This is a genomic window from Allostreptomyces psammosilenae (assembly GCF_013407765.1).
GTDB lineage: Bacteria > Actinomycetota > Actinomycetes > Streptomycetales > Streptomycetaceae > Allostreptomyces > Allostreptomyces psammosilenae.
In genome coordinates this window covers 610,380-633,772 of the sequence record NZ_JACBZD010000001.1, presented here as the reverse complement: position 1 = coordinate 633,772, position 23,393 = coordinate 610,380, and the positions used below count along the sequence as shown (strand labels likewise).

Annotated in this window: 20 protein-coding genes; 4 read left to right on the top strand and 16 right to left on the bottom strand. The window is 72.9% G+C overall.

Annotated elements, in window-relative coordinates:
* Positions 1-33: 33 nt before the first annotated feature.
* Positions 34-927, bottom strand: a complete 894-nt coding sequence (locus tag FHU37_RS02410; protein WP_179812568.1) for an alpha/beta fold hydrolase — start codon at positions 925-927, stop codon at positions 34-36.
* Positions 928-1,011: 84 nt separating this feature from the next.
* On the opposite strand from FHU37_RS02410, the gene FHU37_RS02405 reads away from it, so the two are divergent.
* Positions 1,012-1,599 carry a CGNR zinc finger domain-containing protein gene (locus FHU37_RS02405; RefSeq protein WP_179812567.1) on the top strand — a complete coding sequence of 196 codons (588 nt, stop codon included), beginning with the start codon at positions 1,012-1,014 and terminating at the stop codon, positions 1,597-1,599.
* 67 nt (positions 1,600-1,666) lie between these two features.
* Here FHU37_RS02405 and FHU37_RS02400 read toward each other — a convergent pair whose 3' ends face one another.
* Both FHU37_RS02400 and FHU37_RS02395 read right to left on the bottom strand, forming a co-directional pair.
* Positions 1,667-2,212: a hypothetical protein gene (locus tag FHU37_RS02400; RefSeq protein ID WP_179812566.1), complete on the bottom strand. Its 546-nt coding sequence runs from the start codon at positions 2,210-2,212 to the stop codon at positions 1,667-1,669.
* A 217-nt stretch (positions 2,213-2,429) separates the two neighbouring features.
* Positions 2,430-3,026, bottom strand: coding sequence for a phosphatase PAP2 family protein (locus FHU37_RS02395; RefSeq protein ID WP_179812565.1), 597 nt, complete (start codon positions 3,024-3,026; stop codon positions 2,430-2,432).
* A gap of 69 nt (positions 3,027-3,095) precedes the next feature.
* Here FHU37_RS02395 and FHU37_RS02390 point away from each other — a divergent pair, with 69 nt between their 5' ends.
* A complete protein-coding gene (locus FHU37_RS02390; RefSeq protein WP_179812564.1) occupies positions 3,096-4,025 on the top strand; it encodes an oxygenase MpaB family protein in 930 nt (309 codons plus the stop codon).
* A 146-nt stretch (positions 4,026-4,171) separates the two neighbouring features.
* On the opposite strand, the gene arfA is transcribed toward FHU37_RS02390, so the two are convergent.
* The 5 genes from arfA to FHU37_RS02365 form a co-directional block, all read right to left on the bottom strand.
* Positions 4,172-5,683 (bottom strand): arabinosylfuranosidase ArfA, encoded by a 1,512-nt coding sequence (arfA, locus tag FHU37_RS02385; RefSeq protein WP_179812563.1) that lies wholly within the window; start codon positions 5,681-5,683, stop codon positions 4,172-4,174.
* Between the two features lie 101 nt (positions 5,684-5,784).
* The gene (locus FHU37_RS02380; protein ID WP_376773882.1) at positions 5,785-6,684 is read right to left on the bottom strand and encodes a carbohydrate ABC transporter permease; all 900 of its coding nucleotides are present in this window, start codon (positions 6,682-6,684) and stop codon (positions 5,785-5,787) included.
* Positions 6,681-7,652 (bottom strand): carbohydrate ABC transporter permease, encoded by a 972-nt coding sequence (locus FHU37_RS02375; RefSeq protein ID WP_179812562.1) that lies wholly within the window; start codon positions 7,650-7,652, stop codon positions 6,681-6,683. The genes FHU37_RS02380 and FHU37_RS02375 overlap by 4 nt, the downstream gene beginning before the upstream one ends.
* Positions 7,653-7,743: 91 nt before the next feature.
* On the bottom strand, positions 7,744-9,045 hold the full coding sequence (locus tag FHU37_RS02370) for an extracellular solute-binding protein (RefSeq protein ID WP_179812561.1): 1,302 nt from the start codon (positions 9,043-9,045) through the stop codon (positions 7,744-7,746).
* Between the two features lie 366 nt (positions 9,046-9,411).
* Entirely contained in the window at positions 9,412-10,104 is a 693-nt protein-coding gene (locus FHU37_RS02365; RefSeq protein WP_218903914.1) for a TetR/AcrR family transcriptional regulator, read from the bottom strand.
* Between the two features lie 145 nt (positions 10,105-10,249).
* Between FHU37_RS02365 and FHU37_RS02360 the strand changes: the two genes are divergently transcribed.
* The gene (locus FHU37_RS02360) at positions 10,250-11,743 is read left to right on the top strand and encodes a DHA2 family efflux MFS transporter permease subunit (RefSeq protein ID WP_179812559.1); all 1,494 of its coding nucleotides are present in this window, start codon (positions 10,250-10,252) and stop codon (positions 11,741-11,743) included.
* Here FHU37_RS02360 and FHU37_RS02355 read toward each other — a convergent pair.
* The 3 genes from FHU37_RS02355 to FHU37_RS02345 form a co-directional block, all read right to left on the bottom strand.
* Positions 11,740-12,594, bottom strand: a complete 855-nt coding sequence (locus tag FHU37_RS02355; protein WP_179812558.1) for a putative protein N(5)-glutamine methyltransferase — start codon at positions 12,592-12,594, stop codon at positions 11,740-11,742. The genes FHU37_RS02360 and FHU37_RS02355 overlap by 4 nt on opposite strands.
* Before the next feature lie 324 nt (positions 12,595-12,918).
* Positions 12,919-13,626 carry a bleomycin resistance protein gene (locus FHU37_RS02350; RefSeq protein ID WP_179812557.1) on the bottom strand — a complete coding sequence of 236 codons (708 nt, stop codon included), beginning with the start codon at positions 13,624-13,626 and terminating at the stop codon, positions 12,919-12,921.
* Between the two features lie 98 nt (positions 13,627-13,724).
* Positions 13,725-14,240 (bottom strand): response regulator transcription factor, encoded by a 516-nt coding sequence (locus FHU37_RS02345; RefSeq protein ID WP_179812556.1) that lies wholly within the window; start codon positions 14,238-14,240, stop codon positions 13,725-13,727.
* A gap of 119 nt (positions 14,241-14,359) precedes the next feature.
* Here FHU37_RS02345 and FHU37_RS02340 point away from each other — a divergent pair, with 119 nt between their 5' ends.
* Entirely contained in the window at positions 14,360-15,121 is a 762-nt protein-coding gene (locus FHU37_RS02340; RefSeq protein WP_179812555.1) for an SDR family NAD(P)-dependent oxidoreductase, read from the top strand.
* A 99-nt stretch (positions 15,122-15,220) separates the two neighbouring features.
* Here the strand turns inward: FHU37_RS02340 and FHU37_RS02335 are convergent, their stop codons facing one another.
* The 5 genes from FHU37_RS02335 to FHU37_RS02315 form a co-directional block, all read right to left on the bottom strand.
* Positions 15,221-17,959 (bottom strand): carbohydrate-binding protein, encoded by a 2,739-nt coding sequence (locus FHU37_RS02335; RefSeq protein ID WP_179812554.1) that lies wholly within the window; start codon positions 17,957-17,959, stop codon positions 15,221-15,223.
* Between the two features lie 73 nt (positions 17,960-18,032).
* Entirely contained in the window at positions 18,033-18,884 is an 852-nt protein-coding gene (locus tag FHU37_RS02330) for a carbohydrate ABC transporter permease (protein ID WP_312892384.1), read from the bottom strand.
* Complete coding sequence (locus tag FHU37_RS02325; RefSeq protein ID WP_179812553.1) at positions 18,881-19,822, bottom strand: carbohydrate ABC transporter permease; 942 nt, start codon at positions 19,820-19,822, stop codon at positions 18,881-18,883. Before FHU37_RS02325 ends, FHU37_RS02330 begins: the two co-directional genes overlap by 4 nt.
* Positions 19,823-19,863: 41 nt before the next feature.
* Entirely contained in the window at positions 19,864-21,174 is a 1,311-nt protein-coding gene (locus FHU37_RS02320; protein ID WP_179812552.1) for an ABC transporter substrate-binding protein, read from the bottom strand.
* Positions 21,175-21,225: 51 nt separating this feature from the next.
* The gene (locus FHU37_RS02315; protein ID WP_179812551.1) at positions 21,226-23,259 is read right to left on the bottom strand and encodes an alpha-galactosidase; all 2,034 of its coding nucleotides are present in this window, start codon (positions 23,257-23,259) and stop codon (positions 21,226-21,228) included.
* Between the last annotated feature and the right edge of the window lie 134 nt (positions 23,260-23,393).

Sequence of the window (23,393 nt, the reverse complement as noted above, 5' to 3'; positions counted from 1 at the left end):
CACCACACCGGCCCCGCACCAACACGCCGACCGTCAGGACGGAAGGCGGTCGAGGAAGTCGGCGATCAGCGGGGCGATCTCCGGCAGGTGGTCCTCCAGCGCGAAGTGGCCGGTGTCGAACAGGTGGAGTTCGGCGTCGGGCAGGTCGCGCAGGTAGGCGCGGGCGCCGGGCTCGGGGAAGAACGGGTCGCCGGTGCCCCAGGTGATCAGCGTCGGCGGGCGGTGCTCGCGCAGCCACGCCTGCCAGGCCGGGTAGGCGGCGATGTTGCTCCGGTAGTCGTAGGCGAGGGCGAGTTGGGCCTGCTTGCGGCCGGGCTGGTCCAGGAAGTACTGGTCCAGCAGCCATCCCTCCGGGGCGACCGACGAGGGGTCGGCGGTGCCGCCCTCGTACTGCGCGCGGGTGGCCTCCAGGGTGAACAGGTCGAGGATGGTCCGCTCGGCGCCCGGCGTGTCGGGGGTGAGCGCCGTGAAGCTCCGGGCTCCCTCCGACAGGCCCTCCTCGTAGGCGTTGCCGTTCTGCACCACCAGGCCGGTGACCAGCCCCGGGCGGCGCAGCGCCAGGCGGAAGCCGACGGGGGCGCCGAAGTCGAACAGGTACAGCGCGGCGCGGGTCAGGCCGAGCCGGTCGACGAAGCCCTCGGTGATGTCGGCCAGCCTGTCGAAGGTGTAGGTGAAGTCCTCCGGGGCCCGGGTGTGGCCGAAGCCGGGGTAGTCGGGGGCGATGAGCCGGTAGTGCGCGCCCAGGGCGTCGATGAGCCGGCGGAACTGGTGCGAGGCCGAGGGGAAGCCGTGCAGGAGCAGCAGGACGGGCGCGTCGGCTCGCTCGGGCAGCGACTCCCGGTAGAAGACCTCGACTCCCTCGACGGTGACGCGGCGGTGGACGGTGCGCGCGGGGATGGCTGTCCGGGACGGGGCGCGGTGCGACATTCACATGCCTCCAGGTCGTGATGACGCATTAGTTCTAGCCCGCGGCGGACTAACGTGTCAACGCGACGATGTAGCATTAGCCGCATGCCTGGGAGCAATCCGCTGACCGGTGAGCCGCTGGCTCTCGACCTCGTCAACACCCGCCCGGCCGGCCCGGGCGGACGGACGGACCTGATCGACACCCCGGGGCGGCTGGCCGCCTGGCTGGCCCTGGAGGCGGAGCGACTGCCCGCCGAGTTCCGTGGCGTCGCGCCGGGGCCGGAGGATCTCCCGCCCCTCCACCGGGTCCGGGAGCACGTCGAGGCCGTCGTCCGCGCGCTGCTGGGCGGGGCCGCGCCGCCGGCCGCCGCGCTGCACGGCCTCTCCGAGGCGCAGCGCGCGGCGCCGGCCACGCGGGAGGTGGGCTGGGACGGCGCCGCGGTGACGGCCGAGCCCCGGCGCGTCGGCCCGTTGGGGGTGCGCCTGGCCGCGCTCCTCGCCGAGGCCGCGGTCGATCTGCTCACCGCGCCGGCGGTCGGCAGGATCCGGGAGTGCGAGGCGGACGGCTGCGTGATGCTCTTCCTGCCCTCGCACCCGCGGCGCCGCTGGTGTTCGCCGAGTCGGTGCGGCAACCGCGCGCGGGTGGCCCGCTACTACCAGCGGCACAGGCCCACCGCCGGCGGCGGGGAGTGAGCGCCGCGGGCGGCGTGTCGCCCGGTCGGCCGACCGATCCGGACGTCCGGGAGGGGGCGGGCTCCGCTCAGCCGGACTGCTTGGTGGCCGAGACGATCTCGCAGGCGATGTCCCGCCCCTCCGGCTGGCGGTAGCCGGTCACCCGCAGGCCCTCGACCTCGGCGCCGGCCTCCACGGGCTGGTTGGAGACCATGCCGGAGCTGAAGGTCTCGCCCGTGGCGGTGTCGGTGAAGGCCACCTCCACGGTGTACCAGCGCTGTTCGGCGTCGGGGTTGGCGATGTCGAGGGTGAGGGTCATCGACTCGGGCCGGCACTCGACGACGGTGACGTCGGCGGCGGCGTCCTCGGGAGCCCCGGTGGGCCCCTGGTAGCCCTCCTGGAGCACCCCGGAGAACTCCTCCTGCTCGATCGGCGCGTCACCCTCCTGCGCCCCGTGGCCCTCGTGGCCCTCGTGCCCCTCGGCGTGTTCGCCGCCGCCGGGCGTGGAGGTCGACGCGCCGCCGGCCTGGTCCGTGCCGCCCGCGTCACGGTCGGCGCCGCAGCCGGTGGCGGCCAGGGCCAGCGCGGCCGCGAGGGCCAGGACCGAGGTGGTCAGGCGCGACGGACGTCCCATGACGGCGCTCCCATGTCGTGTGGCGTGCGGGAACGGCTTGTCGTGATCTTGTCAAGCGACTGTGCCAGGAGACACGACAGCCCGGTCAGCGACGGAGGGCGGCGGGGGACCATCCGGTGGTGACTGGCACTCAGGATAGGTCAGCCGGCCCCGGAGCGGCAGCCCACCCGGCGGACCGGATCAGCGGACGGACCAGCGGAAGGATCAGCGGCCCGGTTCAGCCGCCCATGCCGACGATCCCCACGGCCACGCCGCCGCCCAGCAGCGCGCCGGCGACGACCTGCCCGAGACTGTGCGCGCGCAGCCGCAGCCGCGCCCACCCCACCAGCAGCACCGGCGGCGCCGTCCACCACGCGGCGACACCGAAGAGCAGCACCAGCACGGTCGCCGCGCCGGCGGCGATCGAGGTGTGCAGCGAGATCTTCCAGCGGGCGGTGATGGCCCCGACGGCCAGCAGGCCCACCAGCAGCCCGACGCCGAGCGCCGACAGCACCGGCGGCGCCTCCGCCACGGCCAGCACCACGGTGCCGAACAGCACCGACACCCCGGTGCCCAGGATCGCCGGCTGCCGGCTGCGGCGCCGCGCCCCGGCCCAGTCCCACCACCGGCGCCGGCAGCCGTACAGCACGTAGACGAGCGGCAGCAGTCCGCAGGCCAGGGAGGTGAACAGCCCCCACGCCAGGCCGGCCGGGTCCGGCCGGGTGGCGTGCCAGCCCACGACCGGCGGCAGCACCAGGGCCAGGTTCGCCGGCGCCAGCACCTCGCTGACCAGCCGGGCGGCGCGGGAGGGTCGGTGGACGGCGGAAGGGGTCACGACCGTGGGCTACCCCACAGAACGCGCACAACCAGGGGAAAAACAAATGTATTCGTCAATAATCGAGGCATGGACTCCCCGACCCCGGCGGCCCCGCCGACCTCGGCCGCGCCGTCCATCCCCGCCCCACGGCTCCCCGAAGCACGGCTCCCCGGGCCCGGATCGCCGACCTGGGAGTACCTCGCCCCCTGGTACACCCTCGCCTTCGGCTGGCGCGCGCTGGTGCTGCAGACCGCGCACCCGGTCGTCGCGGCCGGAGTCCGCGACCACTCCAGCTACCGCGCGGATCCCTGGGGCCGGCTGGACCGCACCCTCACCGCCCTGCAGCGGGTGGTCTACGCCAGCGAGGAGGAGATCCGGGCCGCCGCGCTGCGGCTGCGCCGCCGGCACACCCGGATCCAGGGCACCGGCCTGGACGGCCGCCCCTACACCGCCTTCGACCCGGAGGCGTTCGCCTGGGTGCACGCCACCCTCTTCGAGTCCGTCGACACGCTGCACCGCCTCTCCGGCAGGCCCATCCCCGCCGCCCAGCGCGCTCGGCTGTACCAGGAGTGGCTCGCGGTCGGGCAGGCGATGGGCGTCCGCCCCGGTGACCTCCCCGAGGACGTCTCCGGCTTCGACGCGTACTTCGCCGACATGGTCGCCACCCGGCTGATCGACACCCCGGTCGTCCGCGACCTGCTGGCCATCGGTACCGAGTGGCCGGTGCCGCGCCCGGAGGCGCTGCGGCGCCTGCCGGAGGCGGTGTGGCGATCGCTGCACGCCCCGGTCTTCCGCGTCGGCGCGCGGATCACCGTGGCGACCCTGCCGGCCGCCTACCGCGAGCGCCTCGGCCTGGCGGAGACCGACCCGCGCCGCGCCGCCCGCGCCGAACGCCGGGCCCACGCCACCCTGCGCGCGGTCCGCGGCGGCGTCACCCTGCTCCCCCGCCAGCTGCGCTACCAGCCGATCGCCGCCCGCGCCATGCGCCGGCACGGCCACCGCCCGCCGGTCGGCTGACCCGGCGCGAGTCCGCGCGGACACCGCGGAAACGCGCGGACGCCGCGGCGCCCGGTCGGTTCCCGACCGGGCGCCGCGGATGGTCCGTGCGGTCGTCCACCCCGTGCCGCGCGCCACCCGGTCGGGGCGGCGCGCGGCCGGCCGCCTTACTCGGCGGCGGGGGTGAGGCGGATCACGCTCCAGGAGATGGGGGGCAGCACGCCGCGCAGGCGGCCGTCCGCCACCACGGTGCCGTCCACCGGGCGGGGGGTGACCCGGTCCGGCTGCTCGGCGGTGTTGACCGCGAAGCGGTCCTCGTCCGCGATGATCAGGTGCTCGACGACCCGGTAGCCGTCGCCCAGCGCCGCCACGTCCACGTCCAACTCGACCGACTCGGTCAGGCCGCGGTTGACGGCCAGCACGGTCACCGAGCCGTCCTCCTCACGGGTGGCCGTGGCGTGCAGGACGGGGACGTCGCCGAAGCGCTCGGTGTGCTCGGCCGGGGACTCCGGCTCCACCCGCAGCACCTCGCCGCGCGCGTACTTCGAGGTCAGCGCGAACGGGTGGAAGGTGGTCTGCCGCCAGGCCGGCCCACCGGGCTCGGTCATGATCGGCGCGATCACGTTGACCAGCTGCGCCAGGCAGGCCACGGCGACCCGGTCGGCGTGCCGCAGCAGGGCGATCAGCAGCGAGCCGACGACCACGGCGTCGGTGAGGTTGTACTGGTCCTCGATGACCCGCGGGGCCTGCTTCCACTCGGTCGGCGGGTCCGCGTGGTAGCGCCGCAGGTACCAGACGTTCCACTCGTCGAAGGAGATCTTGATCCGCTTGGCGATCCGCTTGCGGGCGCGCACCGCGTCCGCCGTGGCCACCACGTTCTCGATGAAGGACTCCATGTCCACGGCGGAGGCGAGGAAGCTGGCGGCGTCCCCGTCGACCTCCTCGTAGTAGGCGTGGGCGGAGATCAGGTCGACGTGCTCGTAGGCCTCCTCCAGCACGGTGGTCTCCCAGGCGCCGAAGGTCGGCATGGCCTGGCTGGAGCTGCCGCAGGCGACGAGCTCCAGGGAGTCGTCGACCAGCCGCATCGCCTTGGCGGTCTCCGCGGCGATGCGGGCGTACTCCTCGGCGGTCTTGTGGCCGACCTGCCAGGGGCCGTCCATCTCGTTGCCGAGGCACCACAGCTTGATGCCGTGCGGCTCCTCCACGCCGTGGGCCTTGCGCAGCTCGGACAGCTGGGTGCCGCCGGGGTGGTTGGTGTACTCCAGCAGGTCCACGGCCTCCTGGAGGCCGCGGGTGCCCAGGTTGACCGCCATCATCGGCTCGACCTCGGCGCGCTTGGCCCAGGCGGCGAACTCGTTCAGGCCGAAGGCGTTGGTCTCCACCGAGTGCCAGGCCAGGTCCAGCCGGGTCGGGCGCTCCTCGACCGGGCCGACGCCGTCCTCCCAGCGGTAACCGGAGACGAAGTTGCCGCCGGGGTAGCGCACCAGGGTGACGCCGAGCTCGCGCACCAGCTCCAGCACGTCCTGGCGGATGCCCTCGCCGTCGGCGGCGGGGTGGCCGGGCTCGTAGACGCCGGTGTAGACGGCCCGGCCCATGTGCTCCAGGAAGGAGCCGTAGACCCGGGGGTCGATCCGGGCCACGGTGAAGGCCGGGTTGAGGGTGAAGGTGGCGCGATGCACAGGTGCTCCTGTTCGGTGTTCGGTGGTGCTGGGGAGGGGTTGTTCGCCGGGAAGGGCGGCTCACCCTCCCGGCGGCCGTTCCGGCCCTGGACGGCGACCCGTCAGGTCCCGCCGAGGCCGGTGTGCGCGACGCCGCGCACGATCTGCCGCTGGAAGATGACGAAGAGGATCAGCAGGGGGAGGCCGCCGAGGACGGCCGAGGCCATGATCCGGGCGTACATCAGGCCGTAGCCGCTGGAGACGTTGGCCAGGCCGACCGGGATGGTCATCAGGTCCGGGTTGGTGGTCGCGATGAACGGCCACAGGAAGTTGTTCCACGCCCCGATGAAGGTGAAGATGCCGACCGCGACGAGCACGGAGCGGGACAGCGGGAGGACGATCCGCAGGAAGATGGTCAGCGGTCCCGCGCCGTCCATCCGGGCGGCCTCCTCCAGCTCGGGCGGTATGGAGTCGAAGAACCGCTTGAGGATGTAGACCATCGAGGGCGCGGCGAGCTGCGGAAGGATCACCGCCCAGTAGGTGTCCAGCAGGCCGAAGGCGGTCATCTCCTGGAACAGCGGGACGATCAGCACCTGCGGCGGCACCATCAGGCCGGCGATCACGATGGCGTAGACCAGGCCCTTGCCGCGGAAGTCGGTGCGGGAGAAACCGTAGGCGGCCAGCGCGACGATGGCCAGGGTGAGCACGGTGACCGCGACGGCGATGACCGTGCTGTTGGCGAACCAGCGCAGCAGGTCGCCCTGCTCGATGATGGCCCGGTAGGCGTCCAGGGTGAACCCGGACTCCGGGATCCAGCGCAGCGGGAGCTGGGTGGTCTCGCCCTCGGACTTCAGCGAGGTGTCGGCCGCCCACAGCAGCGGCAGCAGCCACAGGAAGGCGACGAAGGCGGTGACCAGGAGTCCGACGATGTTCCAGACGCGCTCGCCGACCGGGCGCCGGCTGGTGGGGGCGTCGGGGTATCCGGCGGTGGTGCGGGCGGCCCCGGGGGTCAGGGTGGTCACTTCTTGCCCTCCTGACGGCTGGTGAACCGGAACTGGGCGACGGAGACGAGGATGATGAGGGCGAAGAAGAAGTACGAGATCGCCGAGGCGTAGCCGATCCGGTAGTTGGTGAAGCCGGCGTCGTAGATGTACTGGATGATCGGCCGGGTGGCGTAGTTGGGGCCACCGGAGGTCATCAGGTAGATCTGGTCGAACACCTTCAGCGAGGCCAGCAGCTGGAGGACGACGATCAGGCCGGTGGTGCGGTTGAGCATCGGGATGGTGATGCTCCACAGCTGCCGCCACCTGCTGGCGCCGTCGATGGCGGCGGCCTCGTAGAGGTGTTCCGGGATGGACTGGAGCGCGGCCAGGTACAGCAGGTAGTTGAAGCCGACCGTCCACCACAGCGTGGCCAGGACGATCGACCACATGGCGAACCGGGGGTCGCTGAGCCAGCCGATGCCCTCGATGCCGAACCAGCCGAGGATGGTGTCGGCCAGGCCGAATCCGGGCTGGAACAGCCAGACGAAGATCAGCGTGACGGTGGTGACGGGCAGCACGAAGGGGCCGAAGAAGGCCAGTCGCCACAGCCAGCGGGCGGGCATGGCACGGTTGGTCAGCAGGGCCATGCCGAGGCCGACGCCGACCAGCAACGGGGTGCTGATGATGGTGAACTGGACGGTGTGCCACAGCGAGCTCCACACCGCCGGGTCACCGAAGAGCTCGATCCAGTTGTCGAGTGCGACGAACTCGCCGGCGCTCCCGGAGAGGCTGACGTTGAAGAAGCTCATCCAGAGCCCGGAGACGGTCGGCCACACCAGGAACAGCGCGTAGACGACCAGGAAGGGCAGGACGAACATCCACCCGGTCAGGCTGCCGGAGCGGCGGCCGGCGCGGTTCCTGGCGGGAGTGGGACTGCCGCCGGAGGCGGCACCCGCGGCCCGGGAGGGGCGTGGTGCGCCGGGCTCGGCGGTTCTGAGGACGGCCATGGAGATCGCCTCTCGTGGTGGACGGCCGCGGGTGGGCGGCCGGGGGTGGCATTTCGGGAACGTCGACGGCTCGGCGCCGCGGCGGTGGGGCTCAGACCGGGCTGGGCGTGGCGAGCAGTCGGTTCATCGCGTCGACGAACTGGCGCAGGCCGTCCTGCGGGGTGGCGCGGCCGGCGACGACGGCGCTGAAGGCCGCGTTGGCCTGGCTGTCCAGGTCGGCGCCGGAGCCGCTGAACCACGCCTGGGGGTCCAGCTCCGCGCTGTCGATGGCGGAGCGGTAGTTGGACTGCGGGTCCAGGGCCAGGTAGTCCGCGCTCTCGGCGACCGGGCGGTAGGCGGGGATGTGGCCGCCCTCGGCCCAGGTGAGGCTCTGCTTCAGCAGGAAGGCGATGAACTCGTAGGTGTCCCGGGTGGTGCTCGGGTCGCGGTCGCGCTGGTGCGGGAGGACCAGGGCGTGGCTGTCGGAGCGGACCCGGTAGTTCCCGAAGACGCCGGGGAAGCGGTCCATGGAGAACGGCGTCTGGCCGTTGAGGAAGGTGCTGACCTCCCACTCGCCGTTCCAGTGGAAGGCGGCCTGGCCGCTGCTGAACATGGCGATGGCGCCGTCCATGTCCATGGCGGGGTTGACCAGCCCGCGTTCGCCGAGGTCGCGGATGTACTCCAGGGCGGCGATGGCGGTGTCCTCGTCGATGCGGCAGGTGCCGCCCTCGGGGAGTTCCAGCGTGCCGTCCATCTGCCGGAAGAAGGACCACCACACCCGGTAGGGGGCGAGCATGTCGGTGGTCAGGCCGACGGTTCCGGTGATCTCCCTGGTGCGCTCCAGGGCGTCGATGAGGGCCTCGGGGCTCTCCAGCGGCAGCAGCTTGCCGTCGGTGTCCAGCAGGCCGGCCTGCCCGCAGATCTCGGTGTTGTAGTAGTTGACGAGCGGGTGCGAGTCCAGCGGCACGGCGTACAGCCGGCCGTCGCGGCTGCCGCGCTGCCACAGGTCGGCGGGGAAGTCCGCCTCGGTCAGGCCGGCCTCGGCGAGCAGGTCGGTGTCGAAGGGGTCGAGCAGCCGCCCGGGGGAGAAGGCGGTGAGCCGCGACAGGTGGAGCACGGCGACGTCCGGGGAGCGCCCGCCGGCGGCCGACATGGCCAGCTTGGTGTAGTAGGGGGCGCCCCAGGTGAGGGTGGCGTCCTCCAGGGTCACCCCGGGGTGGGCCTGCCGGTAGGCGTTCAGCATGTCCTGGAGGCGGACGCCGTCGCCGCCGGCGAAGAGGTTCCAGAACTGGAGGGACGGGCCGGCCCCGAGGGCGGTGACCGGTGTGCCGCACCCGGCCAGTGCCGCGGCCGCCCCGAGCCCGAGCCCGGCGGCGAGGAAGCCGCGCCGGGTGGGTCCTGCCGTGTGCTTCATGCGCGCTCCTCGCCACACCGGGGGCCGCCTCGGCGGTCCGCGCGCCCACGATCCACTCGCATGATCATGCGCTTCCCCTTGTCACACCCAGAGTGTTCGATATTTCGGACACCATTCGAAAATGTGGCCTGACCATAGCCAGACCCCCGGCGGTGGTCAACGGATCGTGGCGCGTGGATATCCGGCCGATATCGGCCAGCTCGCCGCCCCCGTGGCAGTAAACGTTTACTCGCAGGTGGAACCGCACACCGGCGCGGCCGTTCAGACATCACGGGATTGGCCGAAAAACGCCCCTGCGGGCGCGGAGAAGCCCGCCCGGCCGGGCGGACGCACGGGGGCGCGGCGCCGGGTGGACCGCCGGGGGCGCTAGGCCTGCCTGGCCTGCCCAGCCTGCCGGGCGTGCGCGCCGTCCGGGGCGAACGCCCGCAGGAAGGTGCAGACGGCGGCGCCGACCACGTCGCGCAGCTCCGCGTCGGGCAGCTGACGGGTACCGAGCCGCGACCGCTTCTCCACCGGGCCGACCAGCAGGCCGGAGAACTGCTCGGCGGCCAGCAGCGCGTCGGTGGTGTTCAGACGTCCGGCGAGCGCCAGGCGGGCGAGCCGGTCGGCCAGCGCCTCGGTGACGCGGTCGGCGACCTGCCCCTGGACGATGTCGAGCAGGTCCGGGAACTGGTGCAGCTCCGCCGCCAGCAACCGGCGCAGGGCCCAGGAGCGCTCGTCGCAGTAGCACTGGAGCAGGTGGTAGCCGACGTCCTGCAGCATCGCGCCGAGTTCGCCGCCACGATCGGTCAGCCGCTCGACCGCGGCCAGGTTCTGCGCCAGCGCCCGCTCGGCGTGGGCGGTGACGGCCTGGCGGAGCAGCGTCTCCTTGTCACCGAAGTGGTTGTAGACGGTGGCCTTGGCGACGCCCGCCTCGGCGGCGATCGCGTCCACCCCGGCCTGCGCGTAGCCCTCGCGGGCGAACACCGCGAACGCGGCGTCGAGGATCGCCCACCGCTTGTCGATGCGGCCTCGCGCCCCGGCGGCCGCCGCGCCGCTCCGGGTTCCCGCTCCGCTCATGGACCGCATCCTACGGGACCACCCGGCCCTCCACACCGCTTGGTCCAGAACGATGTACCGCCTTGCCCAAGTACTCAACGGTCTCCTAAGTTGGACTCACCGGTCTAGTTAATCGGTACCGTCCGACCAAAGAATGGGGACCGCCATGCCATCCACACCCGACCAGGACGCAGGACGCCTCGATCCCGCGCTGCGCCGGCTGATCGGGGTGATCCTGCTGGGCGGGATCATGGGCCTCCTCGACGGCACGATGGTCGCCGTCGCGGTGGACACCCTCGTCGCCGAGTTCGACACCTCGCTGAGCGCCGTCGGCTGGGTCTCCACCTCCTATCTGCTGGCGCTGACGCTGGCCATCCCGGTCACCTCCTGGGCGGTCGACCGCTTCGGCGGCCGGAGGCTGTGGCTGTTCGGGTTGCTGCTCTTCCTGGCCGGATCGCTCGCCTCGGCGCTGGCCTGGAACGTCGGCAGCCTGGTGGCCTTCCGGGTGCTCCAGGGCCTGGGCGCCGGCGTGCTGGACCCCCTGGTGCTCACCCTGCTGGCCCGGGCCGCCGGCCCGCGGCGCGCCGGGCGGGTGATGGGCCTGATGGGGGTGGTGCTCTCGCTCGGCCCGGTGTTCGGCCCGGCGCTGGGCGGCGTCGTCCTGGAGTGGCTGGGCTGGCGCGGGATGTTCCTGATCAACCTGCCGGTCGGCGTGGTCGCGTTCGTGCTGGCGCTCCGGGTGGTGCCGGCGGACCCGCCGGGCACCGGTACGGCGCCCAGCCGGCTCGACGTGGTCGGCCTGGCCCTGCTCGCCCCGGGCTTCGCGGCCGGGATCCTCGCCCTGTCCCAGGCGGCCGAGCACGCCGCGTTCACGACCTGGTCGGTGCTCGCCCCGCTGGCGGCCGGCGTCGCGCTGCTGGCCGGCTACACCCTCCGCGCCCGGCGCCACCCGGCGCCGCTGGTCGACCCCCGGCTGTTCACCCGGCCCAGCTTCACCGCGTCGGTGACCATCATGGCGCTCACCGGGCTGACGATGTTCGCCACCCTCTTCGTCCTCCCGCTGTACTTCCAGCAGGCGCACGGCCACAGCGCCCTGGTCGCGGGTCTGCTGGTGGCGCCGTTCGGACTGGGCGGCGCCGTCGCGATGCCGCTGGCCGGACGGCTGTCCGACCGGCTGGGTTCGCGGAGCCTCGCGCGGGGCGGCGCGCTGCTCGCCGTGCTCGGCGCGCTCGCCCTGACCCAGACCACCGCGCGGACCGCCGAGGTGTGGACCGCGCTGGCCGCGCTCGCCGTCGGCCTCGGACTCGGCTGCGTCAGCGCGCCGACCATGGGCGCCCTGTACCGGACGCTGCCCGGCCCGCTGGTGCCGCAGGGCAGCTCCGTGCTGTACATGCTCAACCAGCTCGGCGCCTCGATCGGCATCGCCGTCGTCGCCCTCATCGTGCAGACCGCCGGCGCCGACGACGCCGTGCGGGGCTTCCACGGCGTCCACTGGTTCGCGGTCGGCGCGATCGCGGTCATCCTGGCCGGCACCACGCTGCTGCCGGGCAGGCCGCCCGCCCGGCCCGCCGGGGGCGCCGCCGACTCCACCGACGACGCCCCCGGCGACACCGCCGACGGCACCGCCGACGCGGAGGCCGTGCAGCGGGCGCTGTCCTAGGGGCGCGCCGGCCTGGTGCCGATGACCACGGTGGCGTCCAGTTCCTCGGAGTCCGCCCGCCGCACCAGCAGTCCGGCACCGGCCATCAGCTCCATGGAGCTCGGCGCCTGACGCGGGCTCGCCTCGACCAGCAGGTGCCCGCCCGGCGCCAGCCACTCGGTCGCCCCGGCGATCACCCGCCGCTGCACGTCCAGCCCGTCCGGGCCGCCGTCGAGCGCCACCATCGGCTCGTGCAGCCGGGCCTCGGGGGGCAGGAACCCGATCGCCGCGGTGGGCACGTAGGGCGCGTTGGCCACCAGGACGTCGACGCCGCCGCGCAGCGCGGCGGGCAGCGGCCGGTAGAGGTCGCCCTGGTACACCCGCCCTCCGACGGCGGCGAGGTTGCGGCGGGCGCAGCGCACCGCGGCCGGGTCGACGTCGGCGGCGTGCAGTTCGGCGCCGTCCACGGCGGCGACCAGCGCCGCGCCGAGCGCGCCGGTGCCGCAGCACAGGTCGACGACGACCGGCCGCGGCCCGGAGCCGGCCGCCCGGGCGAGGGTGACGGCCTGTTCGACGAGGAACTCGGTGCGGCGGCGGGGCACGAAGACCCCGGGATCCACGGCGATCCGCAGGCCCCGGAACTCCGCCCAGCCGAGCACGTGTTCCAGGGGCAGGCCGGCGACCCGCCGCTCCACCATGGCGTCGAGCTCGGCCGGGGTGGCCGCCGTGGACAGCAGGAGGCGGGCCTCGTCCTCGGCGAAGACGCAGCCGGCGGCCCGCAGCCTGGCCACGATCCCGGACCCGGAAGAAGGCGAGGAGGGGGCGGCGGAGGAAGAGGTGGAGGAGGAAAGGGGTGACGACGAGGACGACATGAGGGCCTTTCGGAACACCGAAGGGCGCTCTCCCGGTCCTACGCCTGGGCGGACCGTGCCGAGAGCTGGCGAGAGCACCCTGCCTGACTGGCGTTGATGGGTCTCACCTCCTCGATCCGGCACCACTGGGGACGCCACACGATACCCGAGCCGGCGTCAGCGTCAAGATCACCGGCTCGGGACGGGGCGGCGGGGAGCCGGGGCAGGGGTCAGTAATCGTTTCCACTGCGGGTGTCGCCCGCGCGGGCGACACCCGCAGTGGCGCGGCGGCGGTGCCGCCCGGGCGGGCCGGTCCCCGCGCGGCGCGGGCCGGCGGAAGGTCGGCTAGCCGCGCAGTTCGGCGAGCCGGAGCAGGGTGTCGCGCACCGACTCCACCTCCTCGTCCCCGAGTTCGCCCTCGATCTCGGCCGCCCGCTCCAGCAGCCGGGCGGCCAGGGCGTCGTCGCCCAGCCGCTGCGCGATGTCCCCGCGCAGCACCAGCAGGCGCAGGTGCTGCACCGCGGTGGGCCGCTCGTCCTCCAGCCCCAGCACCCGGTCGATGATCCTGGCGGCGCCCGGGAGGTCCTCCTTGGAGTCGACGAACAGGTCGGCGGTGTGCAGCGCGCGCTCGAAGGTCCCCTTCGGAGCCGGCCGGAGGTGCTGGTCCTCGCTGATCTGCTGGCCGACGCGGATGCTGTTGCCGCCGGGGTCGGTCATCAGGAACTGCCGCATCCCGTAGGACATGTCCTTCAGCGGCCCGATGCGCGGCAGCCCGCGGCTCGGGATCCTCCCGTAGGCCGCCCTGAGCCCCTCCCGGAACGCGGCGTACAGCCCGTCCACGTCGTCGGTGACGATGTAGCAGCTGGAGTAGGACTGCGTCGGGTCGTACTGCTTCATGCCCAGGAACTGCAGCTCGACGGGGCCGCGGCGGACGGCCGCGTACGGGTACGGGCTCTTCTGCAGGAAGGTCGTCTCGAAGCCGAGCGCGGAGTAGAAGTCGACCACCGGCTGGATCTGCTGGCAGGGAAGGATCGGAATCGTCTTCTCGGTCACACAGTCGAGTCTACTCAAATTTGAGTAACCGTGGACTCCTCCGGCATGGCCAGGCCGACGCGGCGTCGGTCACCGCCTCACCGGGGTGGCCGCCGCGGCTACGCGTCCGGGCGGGCGGAGCGGCCGAGCCAGTAGCCGAAGCCCCGGCGGTTGTGGATCAGCGGCGGCCCGTCCCGGTCCACCTTGCGCCGGAGCCGGGAGACCAGCTTCTCGATCGCGTTGTCGGCGCGGGACTCGCCCCAGACGCTCCGGCTGATCTGCTCCTTGGACAGCACCCGCTCCGCGTGCAGCAGCATCTGGCGCAGCAGCCGGTACTCGGCGGGGGTGAGGTCGAGCGCCCGCCGTCCGCGCCGCGCCTGGCAGGCGGCGTCGTCGATCACCAGGTCGTCGTAGCGGCGGCCCCCGTCCCCCGGCCCGGGCCGGCCGCCGGCCGACGGGCCGCCCGACCGGGCCGTCAGGGCCCCGGTGCCGGTGGCCGCCACCTCGACCCGGTAGCCGGCCAGTTGCAGGGTCGCGGTGAGCAGGTCGACGGCCCCGGGATCCTCCACCACGACGAGGACCCTCGGCGCCTCCCCCCGCGGGGGTAACGGCCGGTCGCTGGTACTCCCGTACATGCGCTCAGCCTACTTGATTGCTTGACTCCAGCAATGCGTTACTGTTTGCCTGAATCAAGCAATCGTTGGAGCCGGCCGCGCCGTTCGGGGCGGACTCCGCGCACGGAGAGGGAACACCCATGGGCACCGGTTTCCAGGGACGCGGCGTCGTCGTCACCGGGGCGGGATCCGGCATAGGCCGGGCCGCCGCCCTCCAGTTCGCCCGGGAGGGCGCGCGCGTGCTCGCCGCGGACGTCAACGCGGAGGCCGCCGAGCAGGTCGTCAAGGCGATCGAGGCCGACGGGGGCACCGCCCGCGCGGTCGTCGGCGACCTGAGCGACCAGCGGGTGGTCGAGCGGGTCGTCGCCACGGCGGTGGAGTCCTTCGGCAGCCTGGACGTCCTGGTCAACAACGCCGCCGTCATGGACCGCATGTCGGCCCTCGGCGACACCGACGACGAGGAGTGGGAGCGCGTGCTGCGCGTCGACCTCACGGCGCCGTTCGCGCTGACCCGCGCCGCCCTCCCCCACCTGCTCGCCACCGGCCGCGGCGCGATCGTCTTCACCGCGTCCGAGGCCGGCCTGCGCGGCAGCGCGGCCGGTGCCGCCTACACCGCCGCCAAGCACGGCATCGTGGGCCTGACCAAGCACCTCGCCGTGATGTACCGCGCGCGGGGCATCCGCGCCAACGCCATCGCCCCCGGCGGCACCGCGACCGGCATCCGGGTCGACGCCCGGCCGGACTCCCACGGCCCGGCCGTCGTCGGCTCCCTCATGGGCAACGCCGGCAAGGTCTCCACCCCCGAGGAGCAGGCCGCCGCCATCGTCTTCCTCGCCTCCGACGCCGCCAGCAACATCAACGGCGCCATCCTCCCGGTCGACGACGGCTGGTCGGCCGTCTGACCGGCCGGAGCGGGCACACGGCGGCCCCACCGCCTCGCCTGCCGGCCGGAGCGGTGGGGCCGTCGGTGTGTCGGGCGCCCGGTCCCCGAGGGGGAGCGCCTACGCGGCGCTGGTCCGGACCTCGCCGAGGAGCACCGGGGCGATGGTGATCGCGTCGATGTCCGGGGCGTAGGAGCCGGGCTCGTCGTTGCCGAAGGTGAGCGCGCCGTCGGCGGTCGCCAGGGTCACGTTGACCGAGCGCTCCCAGAAGCTGTGCCAGTGGTGGGTGTACCGGAAGTGCCCGGTGCCCGCGTAGCCGTCCGTACCGGCCTCGGAGATCTGCAACCCGCGGTCGACGACCTGCGGGTTGTAGTCGTGGGCGCCGTTGACCTCGGCGTTGGCGTACCGCACGACGACGGTGTACTGGCCCGGCCGGTCGAAGCCCGCGCCGCGCTCGATCCGCAGGACGTTGTCGGACTCGGCGGTGTCATTGCCGAGCCAGCCGACGTACCGGCCGCCGGAGGCGTTGGTGCCGGTGCTGTCCGCCAGGGTGACGGCCCGGGCCTGGCCGCCCAGGTCCGCGTCCTCCGCCTCGATGGTGACGGCGGCGGTGTCCGCCCCGGCGACGCGGGTGGTGGTGACGGTGGAGACGTGGACCCCGGTGGCGGAGGCGAGTTCGATCTCGTTGATGCCCTGGGAGAGGTACAGCCGCGCGGTGGAGGTCCAGGAGCCCGCGCGGGGCGCCGTGACGGTGGCGGCGGCGACCCCGTTGAGGCTGATGTCGGCGGAGGCGGCACCGGACGTCGCGTAGCTGATCGTGACGTCGTGGTAGCCCGACTGCCAGGCGGTGGCGTACAGGTCGGCCCGCTGCCCGGGGCCGGCGATCCGCGCGCTGCCGGCGGTGCGGTCCCCGTCGAAGCCGAGCTGCGCACCGCCGAACAGGCGCAGGCCGCTGGCCGGGTACTCGGTCCGCTCGCCGCCGGTCACGTCCGTGAGGACGAACTTGTCGAGGGTGATGTCGCTGTTCGGCAGGGCGGTGGCGCCGTCCCGGCTGGCCCGCAGCGACAGCGTGTGCTGCCCGGCCGACAGCGGGATCTCCACCTCGGTGCTGCCCCGGTAGATCCACTTGGCCCGGTCGGTGGTCAGGTTCGAGGCGTACTGCACGAGCGTGCCGAAGGCGCCGTCCACGAACAGGGCGTGCCGGCCGGGGGCGGGGGCGGAGCCGATGATCTGGAGGCGGTAGGTGCCGGAGCGCGGGACGGTGACGGTGAACTCGGCGCGCGAGCCGACCTGGTTGAAGTAGGCCACGTCGGCGTCGCCGGAGGCCTGCCAGGTCTGGTCGCCGGCCTCGCGCACCCGGGCGTCGGTCAACCGGGTGTCCTCCGCCTCGATCGCGGTGGACCAGGCCTGCCCCTCCAGGGAGCGGGTGACGTCCCGCTCCTGGCCGGGGGTGATCAGGACCTGGTAGACGGAGTCCTCGTCATACGTCGGGACGGTGAGGTCGGCCAGCGTCCCGTCGCGGTGGACGCGCACGCCGTCCAGCGCCCGCACCACCCGCGGGTCGCCCTGGACGCCCTCCGCGCCGGTCAGCGAGATCTCCCGCACCTCGATGTCGACCCGGCCGCCGAAGACCTCGCGGTCCAGGCCGGTGAGGTCGAGGGTCACGTCGGCGTCCGTGCCGCCGTACAGGACGGTGGCCCGCCGGTTGTCGGCGTCGACGGCGCCGATGCCGCGCAGGGAGCGGGGGTCGTCGGGGTCGGGCGGTGTCACCCGCACGGTCTGGGAGCCGGCGAGGTCGCCGTACCACTTGAACAGCCACCATCCGCCGTTGGCGCCGTTGGCGCGGGCGATGTTCTCGGAGAAGTTGCCGGCGTAGTTCCAGTAGGCGGTCTGCGCGTCGACCTTCTCCTCCTCGAAGGCGGCGAACCACCGCAGCATGCTGCCCGGCACGCCCATGTCCGGCAGCATGCCCCATTCGCTGATGGTGATGGGGAGCTCGACGTCGGTGCCGTAGTGCAGGTCCTCCAGGGCGCGGTACTCGGCCTCGTGCTGGCGGAAGAGGTCGGGGTTGGAGCCGCCGAGTTCGTGCCAGATGTAGACGTCCGGCCGGACGTCGTTCGCGGCGGTGTAGGCGAGGAAGTCGGCCTCGCGCCGCCGGTCCGCCGGTTCGCCGGAGCCCCACCAGCGGGAGTTCCCCGGTCCGCCGATCCGCGGCTGGATCCGCCCGTCGAAGACCTCGTCGTAGATCTCGTGGACGAGCTCGTAGGTGGCGGTCCAGTCGGCGAAGAACTGGTCCTTCATTCCGGGCCAGTCCGCGTACCAGATCCAGTCGGGCTCGTTGAAGAGCACGAACAGGTACTGGTCGGGGTGTTCGGACTCGGTGGCGATCCTGGTGACGACGTGCCGCACGACCTCCAGGTAGTCCCACTCCCCGTTGCCGCCCTCGGTCCAGGAGCCGTCGGACTGGTCGTAGGTGCGGGTGTCCTGGGGGCGGACGGCACCGTGGTACCCCCAGTCCGGGTAGAAGTCCTGGACGTACACGGCCAGTTCGCGGCCGTGCTTGTCGAAGAAGCCGTCCTCGATCTCCAGGGCGTCGCCGCTGGGGTGCTGCAGGCCGTCCGGGGGCTTCTGCGAGGAGTTGGTGATGTGGGCGCCGTTGATCAACGCCTGGGTCGGGGAGCCGTCGTCGCCGAACCCGTAGAGGGTGCCGCTGGCGCCCCCGCGGAACGCCCCGGTGGTGGCGCCGAAGTCGACGGTGAGGACGTCGGCCTCGGCCGCCGCCGCGCCGGGGGCGGCCAGCAGGCCGGCGGTGGTGGCGGCCGCCACGGCGACCGCCAACCGTCTCAACGATCTTGTCATGGACATACTCCTTCGTTGCCTCAGTGAGGCCTCGAAAACGGTTGGGCAGGGGTTGCAGGGGGGGTGCAGCGGGTTACTTGACCGCGCCGCTGGTGACGCCGGAGATGATGCGGCGCTGCCCCACGATGAAGACCACGAGCAACGGCAGGCTCATCAGCACCACGTAGGCGAAGATGAGGTGCCAGTTCTCCAGGTACAGGCCGGCGCTGGCGACCTGGTAGAGGTTCAGCGGCAGGGTGTCCATCCGGCCGCCGACCACGAAGAAGGCGTAGAAGACGTCGTTCCAGACGTACAGGCAGATCAGGATCGTGGCCGTGGACAGCGTCGGGCCGAGCAGCGGCAGGATGATCCGGAAGAAGACGGTGACGGGGCGGGCCCCGTCCATCCGGGCGGCCTCCTCCAGCTCGTGCGGGATCGTCCGGATGAACCCCGTGACGAAGAAGATCACGGTGGACATGTACATCCCCATGTACACCCCGATCATCCCCACGGTGGTCCCGGCGAGACCGAGCTGCCGCAGCAGCAGGACCACGGTGACGACGGCCGGGGGCAGCACGATCCCGCTGATGCCCAGCGCGTACAGCGGGGTGACCCAGCGGGAGGCGCGGCGGGCGAGCACCCAAGACGCCATCGAGCCGAGCAGCAGCACCCCCACCACGGTGGGCACCATGATCAGCAGGCTGCCCCAGAGCGCGGCGGGGATGCGGCCCTGGTCCCAGACCGCGCCGTAGTTCTCCGCCCAGTGCCAGGAGGTGGGCCAGGACAGGTCGGGGTCGAGCGCCTCGGCCTGCGACTTGGCCGAGGTGATCACCACGATGTACAGCGGCACGGCGATGACCGCGGCGACCGCGGCCAGCGCGACGACCGGCTGCACGCGCGGCCACACACCGGAGCGGTCGCGGGCCGGGAGGGTCGGGGCTCTCACAGCACGGCCTCCCGTCGCCGCAGCATGCCGATGACCGGGAAGGCCAGCACGGTCACCACCAGCAGGAGCACCAGGCTCATCGTGGTGGCGGTCGCGAACAGTCCCTGGCCGAAGGTGCGGAAGACGAAGATGTTGAGCAGTTCGGTGGAGCGCGCCGGGCCGCCCTCGGTGGTGGCCTGCACGATGTCGAAGCCGTTCATCGAGCCCAGCAGCGCGGTGGCCACGCCGAAGGTCACGGCCGGCGCCAGCAGCGGGAAGCGGATGTCGCGGAAGGTGCGCCAGGCGGAGGCGCCGTCGATCCGGGCGGCCTCCAGGGTCTCGGCCGGGATCGTCTTCAGACCGGCCAGGTAGATCAGCATCGCCAGCCCCATCCACTTCCAGGAGTGGATCAGGGCCACCACCAGGATGGTCCAGGTCGAGCTGCCCAGCCAGCCGATGGTGACGTCCCGGCCCAGCAGGGCGCCCAGCACCCCGTTGACCGCGCCGTCCGGCTTGAGCAGCGCCTGCCAGACGTAGCCGGCGGCCAGCGCGGACATCACCACGGGGATGAAGAACATCACCCGCGCGAACCGGTTGACCCGGGTGTCGCGCTCCAGCAGGAGGGCGAGCAGCAGCCCGAACAGGTTCTGGAAGAGGGCCACCAGCACCGCGTAGACGACCGTGATGCGCAGTGAGGCGAGCAGGTCGCCGCTGCCCAGCAGGTCGGAGACGTTGCGCAGGCCGACGAAGTTGATCTCGCTCTTGAAGCTCGACCAGTCGGTGAACGCGTACACGAGGTTGAACACCGTCGGCAGGAAGAAGAAGACGGCGAGGACGGCGAAGGCCGGCGCCAGGAACCAGGCGGGGTGCGAGGCGTTCGCGCGGTGGTCGCCACCCCGGCTTGGGCGGGGGCGGGCCGGCGCCGTGGACGGCGGTCGGGAGTGGAGCTGCGTAGTCACAGGAGCCTCATGTCTCTCAGGCTTTCGTCAGCGTCCGGTGCTCAGAAGCCGGGGGCGCCCTGCGCCCTGGCGAGCTGTGCGAACTGTTCCTGGGTGCGCTGGGCGACCTCCTCGGGGGTGAGCGCCCCCTGGATCATGTCGGCCAGGTTGAGGTAGAGGTCGGGGTTGGCGATGGCGAGGGCCTGCATGGAGCCGGCCGAGGTGGCCACCGCCGCGTGGACGTCCAGCAGGGCCTGCGGGATCCCGTCCGGTGAGGGGACGTCTGACATGATCGAGACGGTCTTGCGGTCCTCCACGAATCCCTGGTAGCCCTCGCCGAGCCAGTAGGACAGGAACTGCCGGGCCGCGGCCTCGCGCTCGGCGTCGCCGGTGCGGAAGGCGACCAGCGCGTTGGACTGGTCCGGGATGAAGGTGCCCACGTTGCCGCCGGTGGAGATCGGGAAGAAGCCGATCCTCTCGTCCAGCTCCGCGGTGTCGGCCTTGGCCTGGAGCTGGCCGAAGAACGAGTTCACCTGCATCGCCATCGCCGCGTCGCCGGCCAGCAGAGCGTCCGCCTGGTCCTCGAAGGTGGCCGTGCGGATGTCCTCGTTGAACAGGCCCTCCTCGATCAGGGCCTGGTACTCGGTGATGGCGTCGAGGATCGTCGGATCGGTGAACTCCTCCTCGCCGCTGTTGACCCGCTCCCACAGCTGGTCGGCGACGTCCGCGAGCTGCACCTGGACCCACCACTGAGTGGCCCACCGGTCGCCGCCCATCTCGTGGAAGGGGGTGACCCCCTGCTCCTTCAGGGAGCGGGCGAGCTCGACGAAGCCGTCCCAGTCGGTCGGCGGGGCGGTGACGCCGTGTTCGGCGAAGACCTCCTTGTTGTAGTACACCCCCTGCACGGCCGGGCTGCTGATCAGCGCCGCGTACCGGGTGCCGTCGGCCAGGCCCGTGATGTCCCGCAGCGCGGGGTCCATCGCCTCCAGCCACGGGGCGCCGTCCAGCGGCTGCAGGTTGGTGGGCGCGTTGATCGCGGTGAGCATGGAGGCGGTCGGCTGCCAGAAGGCCAGGTCCGGCTTGTCGCCGGAGGCCACCTTGGTCTGCACGCCCTGCTCGTAGGGGTCCGGGATGGTGACGACCTCGATCTCCGCCCCGGTCGCCTCCTCGAAGGCGGCGGCCACCGACTCCGGGATCATGTTGGAGTTCTGCGCCGCCCAGATCGTCAGCGTGGTGCCGTCGAGCGCGGCGGTCGGCTCCGGCCAGGAGACCGGGCCGGCGTCGGTGTTCGTCCCCGCACCCGGGTCCGAGCAGCCGGCCAGGAGCAGGACGCCCGTTGCCAGGGCGGCCGCTGTGATGCGTCGTTGTCTCATGATGACTCCTCGTTCTTCCCCCTCGCCGGGCGCACGGAGAGGGCTGGGGCGCTACGCCCCCGGGTGGGTGATGCGCAGGACGCGGGCGGCCGGTCCCCCGGGCGCGGCCAGGGTGACCGTGCCGTCCGGGTGACGGGTGAGGTCCCAGGCCCGCGGGGGCGAGGCCGGGAACGCCACCTCGATCTCGCCGGGCGGCAGCGGCAGGGTGAGCCGGTCCGCCTCCTCGCCGCGGTACCACACGGTCAGCAGGGTCTGCGCCGGCGTGCTCAGCGCCGAGGCGAGCCACTGGTCGTCCCACCCCGGCAGCCCGAGCGGCCACCGGGGGACGGCCGTGGCGAGGTGCCCGGCGGTCTCCCGGGCGAAGGCGACCGCCTCTCGCACCAGGGAGAGCTGACCGGCGGACATCCCGTCGAGCCGGCCGGAGAGGTAGAAGCGGCCGGCCAGGCCGGTGCACAGGGTGAAGACGATCTCCTCGTCCGTCATGTCCGGCTGCGGGTAGGCCCAGTTCGCGGCCTGCTCGGGCAGCAGGCCCATCGCCGCCGAGGCGGCGATGGGCGGGTACAGCAGCGGGTTCTGCTGGTCCGAGGTGGACTGCAGGTGCAGCCGGGCGAGCAGGGCGTAGTCCGCGCGCATGCCCCCGGACGCGCAGTTCTCGATGAGCAGGTGGGGGTGGCGGCGCAGCACGGAGTCGAGCCAGTCGAGGTGGGCCCGGTTGTGGGCGAGCAGCCCCGCTCCGGCGCTGTCCGCCTCGTGGTCGGTGCCGGCCCCCGGGGTGACGTTGTAGTCGAACTTGAAGTACCCGACGCCGAAGTCCCCGACGAGGCGGTCGATCACCTGGTCCAGGTGCTTGACGGCGTCGGCGTGCCGCAGGTCGAGCAGGTAGCGGCCGCTCTCCGTCACCCGGCGGCCCCCGCGCTGCAGGAACGCGGCGTCGGGGAGGCGTTCGGCCATGGCGCTGCGCCTGCCGACCACCTCGGGCTCCAGCCACAGGCCCGGCACCATGCCCGCCCGCCGGATGTGGTCCACCACGGCGAGCAGTCCGCCGTCCGGGAAGCGGGTGGTGGACGGCTCCCACTCCCCCACCGAGTCCCACCAGTCGCCGTCGTCGTCGTACCAACCGGCGTCGATGCAGAAGTAGTCCGCGCCGGCCGCGGCGGCGGCGTCGATCAACGGCAGCAGCTTCTCCGTCGTGGGATCACCCATCAGGGTGTTCATGTAGTCGTTGAACACCACCGGCAGCCGCGCGGGGTCGGCCCGGCGTAGCGCGCGGCGGTACGCGGTGATCTCGGCGACCGCCCGCTGCCAGCCGTCCTCGGCGTACGCCAGGGCGACCGGCACGGTGGCGAACTCCTCGCCGGGGGCCAGCACGGTCAGCCACTGGTGGTCGAGGTCGGTGGGGCCCAACAGGGCCAGGACGACCTCGGTGGAGGCGTCGTCCCCCAGGCGCTCGCCGATCTCCGCCCGCCAGGCGCCGTTGTGCTCGATCTGCCACGCCACCGCCGGCCCGCCGGCGCGCACCGCCAGCACCCCGGTGGGCACCCGCTGCCCGGAGGACCAGGTGCTGTGGCTGACGATCGCGTGCGCGCCGCGGGCATCCTGGCGCTGGTGGGCCGTCAGGTCCAGGAAGGGCAGACCGTCCTGGGCGGCCAGCGGGGTGGTGTGCCACCGCCCCTCGCCCAGCCATTCGTTGTGGCCGGTCAGCGTCTCCAGCTCCCGGGGCGGGCGCGGCCCCAGTGGGTCGCCGACCGCGAGGGAGGTGACGGCCTGGAGGGCGAGGGGGCCTGCGCCGGTGTTGCGGACGGTGGTGACGGCCCGCACGGCGGCCGCGTCGGGCGGCATCCGCAGCAGGGAGGTCACCCGCACCCCGCTCGCCTCGTCGTGCTGGGTGATCTCCAGGGTCAGCCAGCCGTCCGAGGTTCCCGCCGCGTGCCCCAGGTAGCGCAGGCCCTGGCCGATGCCGGTCGCCGTGGAGCGCAGGTTGGCGGCGGCGTGGCCGTGTCCCACGGCGAGGATCTCCACCAGCGGTTGCCGGGGCGTCCGGCGCGGACCGGCGGCCTCGGGGGCGCCCATGGCCACGATCCGCACCGGGGCGTCCTTCCCCGCTTCGAAGACCAGTCGGAACCTGTCGGTTCCCCATGTGATGACCCTGTGGTTCACAGCGGTGCCGCGCCTCTCGTTGCCTGAGGAAGTCGTGAGGCATATGAAAGCGTCGATCAAAT